Consider the following 14,834-nt stretch of genomic DNA (forward strand, 5'->3'; position numbering starts at 1 on the left):
ATCTGTCCCATCATCGTACCGGATCGCGCCCGCATCAGATATTGTATATTTGTCACAAGCAGCGCCGAGCTCATTGGATGGTTGGTGCCGGTGGATTCGAAATCGTTCAACGGAATGGTTATGAAAGTGAGCTTCGATCACACACGCCACATGCGACAACATCAGCGTAGCTCACACTTCGATCACACATGCATCCGTCGCGGCGTCGTCGATTCGTGAACACAGTACCCGGGCCATATTCCGTTCTGCGGCGTTCGGCCGCGCGTACGGCGATCGTCGCGGCCGCCATCTTCGTCGTCGCCCAGGCCGTGCTGCTGCTCGGGATCACCACGCCGGACAAGCTCTATTTCGACGAGGTGCACTACGTGCCGGCGGCGCGGCAGATGCTCTTGCCTGACATCCAGCAGCCGATCCTGAACCCGATGCATCCGCCGCTCGCCAAGGAGATCATTGCGCTCTCGATCAAGGCGTTCGGCGACGGGCCGCTGGGGTGGCGTTATCCGGCGACGCTGTTCGGTGCGCTCGCGCTGGTCGGCGTCTATCTCGCTGGGCTTGCGCTGTTCGCATCGCAGTCGTGCGCGCTCGCGGCGGTGCTGCTCGCCTTCTTCAACCAGATGCTGGTCGTGCAGGCGCGGATCGCGATGCTGGATATTTTTGCGCTGGCCTTCAGTCTGTTTGCGATCGCGGCGTTCGTCCAGGGTTTCAGGCAGCAACGGCCGCAGCTTGCCTTCGCGCTGACCGGGCTTGCCGCCGGTCTCTCGATTGCCTGCAAATGGAGCGGGTTGTTCGTGCTCGCGACCTGCATCGCGGCGGTGGCTGCGATCCGTCTGATGCAAGGCTGGCGCACGCGCTTTGCCGATGGCAACGCCGAGGATTGGTACCGGCCGGACCTTTGGCCGGATTTCCGCCTCCATCACGTCATCGCCTGCTTCGTGCTGATTCCCGCGGTCGTCTATCTCGCGACCTTCGTGCCGCTGTATGGTTTGTCGATCGCCGACCTCGTGGAGGCGCAGCGCCGCATCTTTGCCGACAACACGACGAGCGCAATCGCGGGCCACACCTACATGAGCTCGTGGCCGTCCTGGCCGTTCCTGGTGCGGCCGGTCTGGTATCTATTCGACAAGCTGGACGATGGCCGCATCGCGGCGATCGTGTTTCTCGGCAACCCGCTGATCCTGTGGCCGGCATTGATCGCATTGCTCATCGCCTTGCGCGACTGGATCGTCGCGCGCCGGCGTGATGCGTTCCTGGCGCTGGCATTTTATCTCGGCCCATATCTCGCCTGGGCGCTGCTGCCGAGGATGCTCGGCTTCATCTACTACTATCTGCCCGCTGCGACCACGGCGAGCTTCGTGCTGGTCTATGCGTTGACGCGCAAGCCCGCGCCGCGCTGGCTGCTCTGGGCCTTCGTGGCCGTCGGGGGCGCGGGGTTCATCGCGATGCTGCCGATCACGGCGGCCTTCGTCGAGACGTCGATGGCGACCTTCAACCGGCTGATGCTGTTCCAGAGCTGGATCTGAGAGGGCACCGACAAGCCCGGCCGCTTCAGCCAAACGCGCGGTGCTGGCCGGCGGCGCTGGGCCGCCCGCAAGGCTGATATTCGCGCGTTCGCTCTCCACGGATGCGCGAATCTCGCTACATTACACCAACATGCCCCGCGCGACCGAACCTCTTCCGTTGAGCAACGCCGACGCCCGCCGCATCTGGCTGCGCGCGCAGCGGCTCGACACCAGAGTGCCGTTCGGCGAGGGGGCTTCGGCGGTCGCCGCGGCCGTCGGCCATCTCGGCTACGTGCAGATCGACACCATCAACGTGATCGAGCGCTGCCATCACCACATCCTGTTCTCTCGCATTCCGGATTATCGCCGCGCCGACCTCAAGCAGGCGCAGAGCGCGGACCGAAGCGTGTTCGAGTACTGGACGCACGCGCTGTCCTACATCCCGTCCAAGGACATCCGCTTCTTCCTGCCGGCGATGAAAGCGCACAAGCGCGACGGCCACAAATGGTTCTCGTCGGTGACGCCGGCCGACACCCGCAAGGTGATGCGGCTGGTGCGCGCCGGTCCGCTCACCATCCGCGACATCGACGACGACGTGCTGACCGAGAAGGAGCATCTCTGGGCGAGCCGGAAGCCCTCGAAGCGCGCGTTGCAACTCGCTTTCTATGGCGGCGTGGTCACCATCAGCGAGCGCAACGGCATGCTGAAGACCTACGAGCTGACGACCCGGCATTTCGGCTGGGAAAAGCCGCCGAAGCCGGCCTCGGCGTCCGGGATCACCGCCTATCTGCTCGACCGCGCGCTGCGCGCTCAGGGCATCGTCAGCCTGGACTCGGTCTGTCACCTCGACGCGCCCAGCAAGACGGCGGTGCGGCGCCTGATCGAGACCCGTGTCCGCCGCAAGGAATTGGTTCGGATTGCGCTGGAGGGCGCCGGCAAGCAGGAGCACTGGGCACGACCAGATGTGCTGGAGCTGGCCGGCGAGGGCGATCCCGGGCTGGTCCACATCCTCTCGCCGTTCGATCCTCTGATCATCCAGCGCAAGCGCACTGAGCTGTTCTTCGGCTACGGCCATCGCTTCGAGGCTTATGTGCCGAAGGAGAAGCGCGTGTTCGGCTATTTCGCGCTACCGGTCCTGGTCGGCGACGAGATCGTCGCCGCGCTCGATCTGAAGACCGACCGGCAGAACAGGAAGCTGCTGATGCAGAAATGGAGCTGGGTCGGCAACGGCCGGAAGCAGGCCGCGCGCAAGGAGCTGAAGCGCCGGATCGAGGAGGAGCTCGACCGCTTCGAGCGCTTTCAGCTCGCGGAGTGATATCTCCGCCGTCATTGCGAGTGCAATCCATCCCCGCTTGTGGCGCTATGGATTGCTTCGCTCCGCTCGCAATGACGGTAGCACTTGGTCGGTTCCCGTTTGACGCTGTGTGCTATGAGATTTTGCCATTGCTCAACGCGCGGCCAGTCAATAATCGTCGGGGCACGTAGATACCTTGGGGGAAACAGATGAGCCAGACCGCGACCATCGCGCCCAGCAGCGGCGCCCGCAGCGAGATCGAGACGTCCACCATCCGCGCGATCTCCTGGCGGCTGATTCCATTCCTGATCCTGGCCTATTTCTTTTCCTATCTCGACCGCGTCAATCTCGGCTTCGCTGCGCTCACCATGAATGCGGAGCTGAAGTTCTCGCCGGTGGTGTTCTCGTTCGGGGCCGGCATCTTCTTCGTCGGCTATTTCATCTTCGAGGTGCCGAGCAACCTGGCGCTGGAGAAGTTCGGCGCCAGCCGCTGGATCGCCCGCATCATGGTGAGCTGGGGCATTCTTTCGGCGCTGATGGCGGCGGTCTATGATGAGCGGAGCTTCTACGCGCTGCGCTTTCTGCTCGGCGTGGCCGAGGCCGGCTTCTTCCCCGGCATCATCCTTTATCTGACCTACTGGTATCCGGCCGAGTATCGCGCCCGCTTCCTGGCGGCTTTCGCGCTCGCTGTCCCGATCTCGACGGTGATCGGCGCGCCGATCTCGGGGCTGCTGCTCGGCCTCGATGGCGTGATGGGATTCAAGGGCTGGCAGTGGCTGTTCATCATCGAAGGCGTCCCCTCGGTGCTGCTCGGCCTCGTCACCTGGTTCTATCTCACCGACAGGCCCGAGAAGGCCGATTGGCTCTCGGCCGAGCAGAAGGCGTGGCTGAAGTCGAAGCTCGATGCCGAGGTCGCGGCCAAGCAGGCGGTCAAGCACGTCTCGCTGGCCGAGGCGCTCACCTCGCCGAAGGTGCTTGCGCTCAGCGCGATCTATTTCGGCTTCGTCGCCGCGCTCTACGGCATGCAGTTCTGGCTGCCGCAGATCGTCAAGGCCTTCGGCCTCACCAATGCGCAGACCGGCCTCGTCACCGCGATCCCGTATCTGTTCGGCACCATCGCGATGATCCTGTGGGCGCGCCATTCGGATGCCACGCGCGAGCGTGTCTTCCATGTCGGCGGTCCGCTGTTGCTCACCGCGCTGGCGCTCGGCGTCTCCAGCTACATCACCGATCCCACCCTGACCATGATCGTGCTGACGATCGCCGCGATCGGGGTGTTCTGCACCTTTGCGGTGTTCTGGACGTTGCCGACCGCGTGGCTGTCCGGCACCGCGGCCGCCGGCGCGATCGCGCTGATCAACTCGATCGGCAACCTCGCCGGTTTCGGCGGCCCCTACCTGATCGGCTGGGTCAAGGAGACGACCGGCAGCACTTCCACCGGCCTGCTGGTGCTCTCGCTGCTGCCGCTGATCGCGGGCCTGCTCGTCTTCCTCGGTAGCCACGAGACCAAGACCGAGTTCGCGGGGGCGGAGTAGACAAAAAGATCGAAAACAACCCCATGCACAGGTCCCGGATTTCGCCGATCCGAGGCTGTTCTCACGAATTGGTGTTCACTGACGAATATTGACATTTATCAGTGATAAATCGATACTCTTCATCAGTCGTCAGCCGATGGAGAGCGTCGATGTTCGTTCGTTCCGTTTTATCCAGCTATTACAGGCTCTTGACGGGCGCATCGTTGGCTTTTGCCGTGTTCGCGCTGACCGGCTGCAATGAGAAAGCGGCTGAAAAGGTTGAGCCCGGACGCCCCGTTCTGGTGGCGACCGTGCATTACGAAGCCGAGACCCCTGAGCGCAGTTTTGTCGGCACGATCAAGCCCCGGATCGAAGCCGATATGGGCTTTCGGGTTGCCGGCAAGGTGGCCAAGCGGCTGGTCGAAGTCGGACAGACAGTCGACGTCGACCAGCCCTTGGCCACCCTCGATGAGGTCGATCTGAAGCTGCAGGCCGAGCAGGCCGAGGCCGAATTCCGCGCCGCCACCGGCGTGCTGGCGCAGGCCGCCGCCGCCGAGCAGCGCGCCAAGGATCTGAAGGCCAAGGGTTGGACCACGGACGCGCAGCTCGATTCCGCCAAGGCCGCCGCCGACGAGGCTAGGGCCCGGCTGAACCGCGCCGAGCGCTCGGTCGAGCTGACCAGGAATTCCCTGTCTTACGCAACGCTGGTGGCCGACACCCGGGGTGTCGTCACAGCGACCATGATCGAGCCCGGCCAGGTGGTTGCCGCGGGCCAGGCATCGATCCGTGTCGCCCGACTTGGCGAGAAGGAAGCTGTCGTCGCGATCCCAGAGACGCTTCTCGCTCGTGCCAGGTCGGGCGTAGCCACGGTGACGCTGTGGTCGGACGCCAACAAGACCTATGCCGCGAAGCTGCGTGAGGTCGCGCCGTCAGCCGATCCCGCAACGCGCACCTATCTCGCAAAATTCTCGCTGCCTGATGCCGACGATGCCGTCTCGCTCGGCATGACCGCGACGCTGACCCTGGCCGACAAGGCGAGCGAGCGCGTCGCCAAGCTGCCGCTCTCGGCGCTGTACAGCCAGGGCGGCGATCCCTCGCTCTTCATCGTCGATGACAAGGGCGATGTCGCGCTGAAGCCGGTCAAGGTGAAATCCTACGAGAGCGACAGCGTCGTCATCTCCGGCGGCGTCGACGAAGGCGCCAAGGTGGTGGCGCTCGGCGTGCAGAAGCTCGATCCGAGCCAGAAGGTCCGGGTCGTGTCGTCGCTGTCGTTCTAGTCTCGCATCATTGAGGTCCGTCATTGCGAGAAGCGAAGCGACGAAGCAATCCATGTCGCCGCAACTGGAAGAATGGATTGCTTCGCTTCGCTCGCAACGACGGTTGAAGTCGAAACGGATTGGACTTTGGAGAGTTCGATGAAGCGCTTCAATCTTTCGGCCTGGGCGGTCAGCCATCCGACGCTGGTGCTGTTTCTGATGATCGTGCTCGCCGCCGCCGGCTATTTCTCCTACGAGAAGCTCGGCCGCGCCGAAGATCCGTTCTTCACCGTGAAGGTGGTGAACGTCTCGGTGATGTGGCCAGGCGCGACCTCGCAGGAAATGCAGATGCAGGTCGCCGATCCCATCGAGAAGAAGCTGCAGGAGCTGCCGTTCTTCGAGAAGGTGCAGACCTATTCCAAGCCGGGCTTCACCGCGATGCAGGTCACCTTCCGCGATTCCACACCGCCGAAGGATGTGCCGTATCTCTTCTATCTTTTGCGCAAGAAGCTGGTCGACGTGCAGGGCCAATTGCCCTCCGGCATCCTCGGCCCCGTCGTCAACGACGAATTCTCCGACGTCGATTCCATCCTCTATATGATGACGGGCGACGGCGCGGACTATGCGCAGCTCAAGAAGGTCGCCGAGGGCTTCCGCCAGCGCCTGCTGAAGGTGCCCGGTGTGACCAAGGTCGACCTCTACGGCATCCAGGATGAGCGCATCTATGTCGAGTTCTCCCATGCCAAGCTCGCCACGCTGGGCATCACGCCGCAGGCGCTGTTCGATTCGCTCGCCAAGCAGAACAACGTGACGCCTGCCGGTACCGTCGAGACCTCGTCGCAGCGCGTGCCGCTTCGCGTCACCGGTGCGCTCGACGGCGTCAAGGCCGTCGCCGAAACCCCGGTCGAGAGCAATGGCCGCGTGTTCCGGCTCGGCGACATCGCAACCGTCACCCACGGCTATGTCGATCCGCCGACCTTCACCGTGCGGCAGGAAGGCAAGCCCGCGCTCGGCATCGGCATCGTCACCGCCAAGGGCGCCAACATCCTCGAGCTCGGCGAGGAGGTCGGGAAGGCGACCGCCGAGTTCATGAAGGCGGTGCCGCAGGGCATCAATGTCGAGCAGATCGCCGACCAGCCCAAGGTGGTCGAGCATGCCATCGGCGAGTTCGTACACTCCTTCGTCGAGGCGCTCGCGATCGTGCTGTTTGTCTCCTTTGTCGCGCTCGGCTGGCGCACCGGCATCGTGGTGGCGCTGTCGGTGCCGCTGGTGCTCGGCATCGTCTTCATCGTGATGAACGCGATGTCGCTCGACCTGCATCGCATCACGCTCGGCGCCCTGATCATCGCGCTCGGCCTCCTGGTCGACGACGCCATCATCGCGGTCGAGATGATGGTGGTGAAGATGGAGCAGGGCTGGGATCGCATGAAAGCCGCATCCTTTGCCTGGGAATCGACCGCATTCCCGATGCTGACCGGCACGCTGGTCACGGCCGCCGGCTTCCTGCCGATCGGTTTTGCCAATTCGGCGGTCGGCGAATATGCCGGTGGCATCTTCTGGATCGTGGCGATCTCGCTGGTCGCCTCCTGGTTCGTCGCGGTGATCTTCACGCCCTATATCGGCGTCAAGCTGTTGCCGAACATCAAGGTTCATCAGAACCATGATCCGCATGCGATCTACGAGACGCGGATCTATCGCAGCCTGCGCCGCGTGGTGCTGTGGTGCGTCGATCACCGCATCAAGGTGGTGGCGGCGACCGTCGGCATCTTCGCCGCCTCGATCGTCGCGTTCGGTCACGTCCAGCAGCAGTTCTTCCCGCTGTCGGAGCGGCCCGAGCTGTTCCTGCAGCTCCGCCTGCCCGAGGGCACCGCCTTCAACGTCACCGAGAAGGCGGTCAAGGAGGCCGAAAAACTCCTGAAGGACGACCAGGACATCCAGACCTATACCGCCTATGTCGGCCAGGGCTCGCCGCGCTTCTGGCTCGGCCTCAATCCGCAACTGCCGAACGAGGCCTTTGCCGAGATCGTCATCCTGTCCAAGAACGTCGAGGCGCGCGAGCGCATTAAGGCGAAGATAGAGCAGGCGGTGGCTGATGGTGCGCTGAACGAGGCGCGTGTCCGGGTCGATCGCTTCAACTTCGGCCCGCCGGTCGGCTTCCCGGTCCAGTTCCGGGTGATCGGGCCGGACGCCAGCAAGGTGCGCGACATCGCCTACCAGGTGCGCGACGTGATGCGCCAGAACCCGAACGTCAAGGACGTCCAGCTCGACTGGAACGAGCAGTCGCCTTACCTGAAGCTGGCCGTCGACCAGGATCGCGCCCGCGCCCTCGGCCTCACCCCGCAGGACGTCTCGCAGGCCCTGTCGATGCTGATCTCGGGCGCGCCGGTCACCACGATCCGTGACGGCATCGAGAAGGTCGGCGTGGTCGCCCGCGCGGTGCCGTCCGAGCGGCTCGATCTCGGTCATGTCGGCGATCTCACCATCACCTCGCGCAACGGGGTCGCGGTGCCCCTGCAGCAGATCGCCAAGATCGAGTACGCCCACGAGGAGCCGATCCTGTGGCGGCGCAACCGCGACATGGCGATCACCGTGCGCTCCGACGTCGTCGACGGCGTGCAGGCACCCGACGTAACCAACCAGATCGCGCCGAAGCTGAAGGACATCCAGGCTCATCTCGAGCCGGCCTACCGGATCGAGCCGGGCGGGGCCTTCGAGGAATCCGCCAAGGGCAATGCGTCGATCTTCGTCCTCTTCCCCGTGATGGTGATGGTGATGCTGACGCTGCTGATGATCCAACTGCAGAGCTTCTCGCGCCTGTTCCTGGTGTTCCTGACCGCGCCGCTCGGCATCGTCGGCGCCTCGCTCGGCCTGAACGTCGCCAACCAGCCGTTCGGCTTCGTGGCGCTGCTCGGGCTGATCGCGCTGGCCGGCATGATCATGCGCAATGCGGTCATCCTGGTCGATCAGATCGAGAGCGATGTGTCGCAAGGGCTGACGCGGCGGGAGGCGATTGTGGAGGCCACCGTCCGGCGCGCCCGGCCGGTGGTGCTGACGGCGCTCGCCGCCATCCTGGCCATGATCCCGCTGTCCCGCTCGGCGTTCTGGGGCCCGATGGCGATCACGATCATGGGCGGATTGTTTGTTGCGACTTTCCTGACCTTGCTGTATCTGCCGGGCCTTTACGCCCTCTGGTTCCGCAAGACTCTGGACGAGTGCGGTCCCAGCGCGCAAACCGATACTGCGCCGCAGCATGCCGGCGATGCGCAACGTGCATTTCCACTTGCTGAGGCGGCTGAATAATTGAACATTGAGATGACCAACATGACGCTGATCTCGGAACACAACGAAACCGACACCCGCGAGCGGATTCTCGTGGTGGCGGAGCGTTTGTTCCGGCAGATCGGCTACCAGAAGACCACGGTGGCCGACATCGCCAAAGAGCTGCGCATGAGCCCCGCCAACGTGTACCGCTTCTTCGACTCGAAGAAGTCGATCCACGAGGGCGTGGCGCGCGGCCTGATGGGCGAGGTCGAGGTCGAGGCGCAGCGCATCGCGCGATCGGAGGGTCCGGCCGCGGCGCGTTTGCGCGAGATGATGACGACCATCAATCGCATGAACACCGAACGCTATGTCGGCGATTCCAAGCTGCACGAGATGGTCGAAATCGCGATGCAGGAGGACTGGGGAGTTTGCGTCGCCCACATGGAGCTGATTGCCCGCATCATCGGCGAGGTGATCGCGCAAGGCGCGGCCTCCGGCGAATTCGAGGTCAAGGACCTCCAGGTCGCCTCGCTATGTGCCTGCACCGCGATGATGCGCTTCTTCCACCCGCAGATGATCGCCCAATGCGCGACCAAGCCGGGCCCGACCATCGACCAGATGATCGACTTCGTCATCGCCGGCCTGTCCCCGCGCGTCCGCGCGAATTGAGCTTGTCAGCACTGACGTTTTCGTCAGTTGACTCTCCCGTCATTGCAGGCAAAGCGACGTTGTAGCCCGGATGGAGCGCAGCGTAATCCGGGTCGTTCGATCCGCTTGCGGGGCCGTCCCGGATTGCGCTGCGCTCCATCCGGGCTACCGAATGAGAGACTTCCACCGTGACCGCGAAAGACTTGCATTTCTACGAGCCGAAGAACGGCCATGGCCTCAAGCACGACCCGTTCAATGCCATCGTCGCCCCGCGCCCGATCGGCTGGATTTCGTCGCGGGACGCCAAGGGCAACGTCAACCTCGCGCCCTACAGCTTCTTCAACGCCTTCTGCTACGTGCCGCCGATCATCGGCTTCTCCTCCACCAACTGGAAGGACAGCGTCGCCAACATCGAGGACACCGGCGAGTTCGTCTGGAATCTGGCGACGATGGATCTCGCCAAGCATATGAACGCGACCGCGGCGCATGTCGCGCGTGACGTCGACGAATTCGGGCTTGCAGGATTGACCCCCGTGCCGGGCAAGCTCGTCAACGTCCCGCGGGTCGCCGAAAGCCCGGTGTCCTTCGAATGTAAGGTGAGCCAGATCATCCAGCTCCAGGGCGCCGACGGCAGGAAAGCCGACGCCTGGCTGACGCTCGGCGAGGTCGTCGCCGTCCATATCGACAAGGCCTTCATCAAGGACGGCGTCTACCAGACCGGTCTGGCGCATCCGATCGTTCGTGCCGGCCGGCGCGGGGATTATTTCGAGATCAAGCCCGAGAACATGTTCGAGATGGTCCGCCCGGATTGAGCCTGTCCACGTAGCCGTCATTGCGGGCCCACGGGCGCCCATTCGTGCGGCCCGCTGGCCCCCTCGCAACGGACGTTTGCCTCACAAATCGCGCAACACACTCAGTGTCTTCCCTGCGAACGCAGGGACCCATAACCACGGGTGTTCATTGTCGCATGATGTTGGAACGACGAGCCCCATTCACAACACCCGCCGCGGCGTATGGGTCCCTGCGTTCGCAGGGACGACAGTCGTGAATGTGGCGCGACATGCGCGTCAACCGACGAAGAGGGCAACGGACGTTTGCCTCACAAAGCGCGCGACACACTCAGTGTCGTCCCTGCGAACGCAGGGATCCATAACCACGAATGTTCATTGTCGCATGATGCCGGAACGACGAGCCCCATTCACAACACCCACCGCGGCGTATGGGTCCCTTGCGTTCGCAGGGACGACAGTTGTGAATGTGGCGCGACGTGCGCGTCAACCGACGAAGAGGGCAACGGACGTTTGACTCACAAATCGCGCGACACACTCAGTGTCGTCCCTGCGAACGCAGGGACCCATAACCACGAATGTTCATTGTCGCATGATGCTGGAACGACGGGCCCCATTCACAACACCCGCCGCGGCGTATGGGTCCCTGCGTTCGCAGGGACGACAGTTGTGAATGTGGCGCGACGTGCGCGTCAACCGACGAAGAGGGCAACGGACGTTTGACTCACAAATCGCGCAACACACTCAGTGTCGTCCCTGCGAACGCACTATGGCATCTACACGTTTGCGGTGCCGTATACGAGGATTTGGAAGCGAGCCATCCCGATGTGGAAGGTGATTGGTCCAGGTGGGCGATGCGAGGCGTAGCCGGTCCATCCGCCGAGCTTTGCGATGATCCACGCCGCCCAGGCGACAGTGTTGGGGCGATGGTGGTTCTTCTGGAGCTCGGTGCGGCCTTTCAGGGTTTTATTGATGGCCTTGAGCGCGTCGATCTCGTCCGGCGTGAACACAAATTCGGCCGGCAATTCTTCACCGCCATTGCGGGCTTGGACAAGCTGGATGACGAGACATGCCACTCTGGTGGCGATCGCCACCAGTTTGATCAGGCCTTCAGCGCTGTCGAGCTGACTATCCTCGATGCGCAGACCCTGGCTCTTCAGCGAGCGGAAGAGCTGCTCGATGATCCAGCGCTGCTTGTACCAGGAGACGATCCGCCAGGCATCGGCGGCGGTGGCGACCGGATGGGTGGTCAGGAGCAACCAATGAATGGGCTGGGCGCCCTTCGGGGGGTGCAACTCGACGACTTCGACGAAGCTGACTTTGACGCCCTCCGCCAAGTCTTTCACGCCGGGGCGCTGCGGCCGTTTGAGCACAACGGTTCCAAAGCACATGGAGAGGTGGGCCTGGCGAGCGCTGCGATCCATCCGCTGCGGCAGATCGATCACCGCCTTGCCGCAGAAGCCGGCCCGCCCGACTGCCTGATAAAGCGTGCCGCCATCGACCAGCGCATGGTCGTGCATGGCGCGCGACAGAAGGTGGACATTGTCAGCGGGCGTCAGCGCCCAGTGGGCGAAGAAATCTCCCTCGCGGTCGTTGACGACGGTGATCATACCAGCTGCGGCCAGAACATCGCGGCCTTGCTCAGCGGTCGTCACCCAGCGCGCCGACTCCTTGTCGGCCAAGGCTCGCTTCTCGTGAGCGATCTTCGCCGTGCGCTTGCGCGTCCACACCTTGCCGCCAGTGAGCCCGAGACAGACCCCGCTGTCGGCATCGACTGCCATCATGGCATGCAGCAGCACGCCACGCGCGTTGCCTTTGCCGACCTTGCCCAAGCCGCGCCGATGTCCCGGACGGGTGTGGAACTTGATCTCGCTGGTATCTTGGATTGCCAGCACATGTCGCCCGCTGACCGCGGCTGACGTCTGCAGGCTCCAGCCTTCAACCAGCTTGTCGGTCGTGACCCGTGGATTGTTCACAAACCGCCAGAACGCCATGTTCGCAGCCCAGTCGCCCTGCGCCATCTGGCGCAAACAGACGTTGCGCGTGCAAAGCACAGCCCGGAGAAGCGCCGCCCCCTTTTATCAAGGCGAACGTCTCCAAACTTGCCAAGGGACAAATCCGGTTCCTGCTGCATCTCTGGCGCTCCTTCGAATCAAAACGCCAGACAGAGAATCATACAAGTCGCTGCGGCGACCGCACATCATGCCGTCCCGAGTCAATCTGTCGCGCCCCAAAGATGTGTAGATGCCCTAGTGCGAACGCAGGGACCCATAACCACGAATGTTCATTGTCGCATGATGTTGGAACGACGAGCCCCATTCACAACACCCGCCGCGGCGTATGGGTCTCTGCGTTCGCAGGGACGACAGTCGTGAATGTGGCGCGACATGCGCGTCAACCGACGAAGAGGGCAACGGACGTTTGCCTCACAAAGCGCGCGACACACTCAGTGTCGTCCCTGCGAACGCAGGGATCCATAACCACGAATGTTCATTGTCGCATGATGCCGGAACGACGAGCCCCATTCACAACACCCACCGCGGCGTATGGGTCCCTTGCGTTCGCAGGGACGACAGTTGTGAATGTGGGCGACGTGTGCATCAAGCGACGAAGAGGCCTATCGCGAGTATAGCGCTTTGCCTTCTCAGGCCGCGATGATGGAGGCGGAAACCACAACAATGTGAGCTTTCCGCGCGCGGACATGAAAAACCGTCACTCGCAACCTTGCCGGGAGCAGATTAACCTCACACCCCGCCAGGCCGGATCAACGGCCGGCCAACAGTGGGAGGATGCGATGACACGCCAAGAGCGCAACGGTCAGAACGAAGCGCGGCGCGATCCGAGGACGGCTCTTTCACGACGAACCCTGGTCCAGGGTCTTGCAGTCTCGGCGGCCGCCGGCGCTGCGGGCATCGGCAATGCGCTGGCCCAGACTACGCCCGCGCCGGTCGGGCCGCCGACAACCATCACGACCCCGCCGCGGGACTTCAGCCCGCGGGGTGCGCCGACCACCTATTTCTGGGATCCGGACGTCATCGCCGTCGATCCGTCCTTCAACAACCTCGCGCAGCCGAACACCTCGATCAAGCGACTCTATACCGGGGTGCTGTGGGCCGAAGGCCCGGCCTGGAGCTCGCAGGGCCGCTACCTCATCTGGAGCGACATTCCCAACAACCGGCAGATGCGCTGGTCTGAGGATGACGGCCATGTCAGCGTCTTCCGCATGCCGTCCAACTACAGCAACGGCAATTCGTTCGACTTCCAGGGCCGCCAGCTCTCCTGCGAGCACCTCACCCGCCGCGTGGTGCGTTATGAGAACGACGGCACTGCGACCGTGCTTGCCGATTCCTACAACGGCAAGAAGCTGAACTCGCCGAACGACATCGTCGCGCATCCCGACGGCAGCTACTGGTTCACCGATCCGCCCTATGGCAGCCAGCTCTATGAGGGCGAACCCGACGCCGCGGGCGGCCCGGTCAATCCGGCCGGCAAGCTCAATCCGCGGATCGGCCAGCCGCCGGGTTTCGAGCCGTTCAAGCGCGAGTTGCCGACCAACTGCTATCGCATCGATCCGTCCGGCCGCATCGACCTCGTGGTGAGCGAGGACCAGGTGCCCGATCCGAACGGCATCTGCTTCTCGCCGGACTACAAGAAGCTGTATGTCGTCTCGACCGGCAAGGGACCGGGCGACACTGGCCCGGGTGGCAAGGGCGACGTGTTCGTATTCGATGTCGGCCCCGACAATAAGCCCTCCAACGGCAAGCGCTTCAGCGATTTCATGATCGATGGGGTGAAATGCGGACCGGATGGCATCCGCTGCGACGTCAACGGCAATGTCTGGTGCTCGAGCAACGCCGGCCGCGCCGTCGGCTACAACGGCGCGACCTGCTGGTCACCGGAGGGCAAGCTGCTCGGCCGCATCCGCCTGCCGGAGGTCTGCGGCAACATCACCTTCGGCGGCCCCAAGCGCAACCGCCTGTTCATGGCCGCGAGCCAGTCGCTCTATGCGGTCTATACCGCCACGCAGGGGGCAGGGCCGGCGTGAGACGGGGGGCAGATTAAGCGGAGTTGCAACCGCATCGGCAGTCGGCTCCCTCTCCCGCTTGCGGGCAGGGCTATCGCATATGCCGCCTTGGGTGGCTGCGCACGTCCTCGGCCTCGTGGTTCGAGACGCGCCGCAAGCGGCGCTCCTCACCATGAGGGTCTACTATTGTGCCGCGAAACAAGACCTCATCCTGAGGAGCCCGCCAAAGGCGGGCGTCTCGAAGGATGGGCCACAGGGCGTTTTTCTCCCAAATGCGATTGCCCTACGCTTGCGGGAGAGGGTTGGGGTGGGGGCTCTCACCCCGAGTCGACTCGTGGAAAGAGCCCCCACCCGCGTCGGCCTCCCCCGCAAGCGGGAGAGGCGAAGGGAGCCGCGGATAACCTCCGCAGACGTCATATGCGATTGCCCTGCCCGCATGCGGGAGAGGTGCAGGGAGCCTGCCGCGAGATCGATCGAGCTTCATCCCGCTTTGGCGATTCGAAGACGCCGCCATCCCCGGCTACCTGATTGTCGCAGCTCGGCTTTCGGA

The 14,834-nt window shown here is 63.6% G+C and carries 9 protein-coding genes; 8 read left to right on the top strand and 1 reads right to left on the bottom strand.

Translation table 11 applies throughout. The features are described 5' to 3' along the window. The first annotated feature begins 188 nt into the window (after positions 1-188). From P6U30_RS08310 to P6U30_RS08340, 7 genes are all read left to right on the top strand, one after another. Complete coding sequence (locus tag P6U30_RS08310) at positions 189-1,520, top strand: phospholipid carrier-dependent glycosyltransferase (protein ID WP_407168927.1); 1,332 nt, start codon at positions 189-191, stop codon at positions 1,518-1,520. Between the two features lie 130 nt (positions 1,521-1,650). Continuing rightward, positions 1,651-2,814: a winged helix-turn-helix domain-containing protein gene (locus P6U30_RS08315; RefSeq protein ID WP_407168928.1), complete on the top strand. Its 1,164-nt coding sequence runs from the start codon at positions 1,651-1,653 to the stop codon at positions 2,812-2,814. Between the two features lie 188 nt (positions 2,815-3,002). Beyond that, on the top strand, positions 3,003-4,328 hold the full coding sequence (locus P6U30_RS08320; RefSeq protein ID WP_407168929.1) for an MFS transporter: 1,326 nt from the start codon (positions 3,003-3,005) through the stop codon (positions 4,326-4,328). Positions 4,329-4,477: 149 nt separating this feature from the next. Next, the gene (locus P6U30_RS08325; RefSeq protein WP_407168930.1) at positions 4,478-5,584 is read left to right on the top strand and encodes an efflux RND transporter periplasmic adaptor subunit; all 1,107 of its coding nucleotides are present in this window, start codon (positions 4,478-4,480) and stop codon (positions 5,582-5,584) included. Between the two features lie 138 nt (positions 5,585-5,722). Next, positions 5,723-8,863: an efflux RND transporter permease subunit gene (locus P6U30_RS08330; protein ID WP_407168931.1), complete on the top strand. Its 3,141-nt coding sequence runs from the start codon at positions 5,723-5,725 to the stop codon at positions 8,861-8,863. A 21-nt stretch (positions 8,864-8,884) separates the two neighbouring features. Then, a complete protein-coding gene (locus P6U30_RS08335; RefSeq protein ID WP_407152455.1) occupies positions 8,885-9,493 on the top strand; it encodes a TetR family transcriptional regulator in 609 nt (202 codons plus the stop codon). 167 nt (positions 9,494-9,660) lie between these two features. Beyond that, positions 9,661-10,284 carry a flavin reductase family protein gene (locus P6U30_RS08340; RefSeq protein ID WP_407168932.1) on the top strand — a complete coding sequence of 208 codons (624 nt, stop codon included), beginning with the start codon at positions 9,661-9,663 and terminating at the stop codon, positions 10,282-10,284. Between the two features lie 752 nt (positions 10,285-11,036). Here the strand turns inward: P6U30_RS08340 and P6U30_RS08345 are convergent. After that, the gene (locus tag P6U30_RS08345) at positions 11,037-12,254 is read right to left on the bottom strand and encodes an IS4 family transposase (protein ID WP_407165572.1); all 1,218 of its coding nucleotides are present in this window, start codon (positions 12,252-12,254) and stop codon (positions 11,037-11,039) included. Between the two features lie 800 nt (positions 12,255-13,054). On the opposite strand from P6U30_RS08345, the gene P6U30_RS08350 reads away from it, so the two are divergent. Further along, positions 13,055-14,305: an SMP-30/gluconolactonase/LRE family protein gene (locus P6U30_RS08350; protein ID WP_407168933.1), complete on the top strand. Its 1,251-nt coding sequence runs from the start codon at positions 13,055-13,057 to the stop codon at positions 14,303-14,305. The last annotated feature ends 529 nt before the right edge of the window (positions 14,306-14,834 follow it).

The sequence above is a fragment of the Bradyrhizobium sp. ORS 111 genome, from assembly GCF_045571485.1.
Classification (GTDB): domain Bacteria; phylum Pseudomonadota; class Alphaproteobacteria; order Rhizobiales; family Xanthobacteraceae; genus Bradyrhizobium.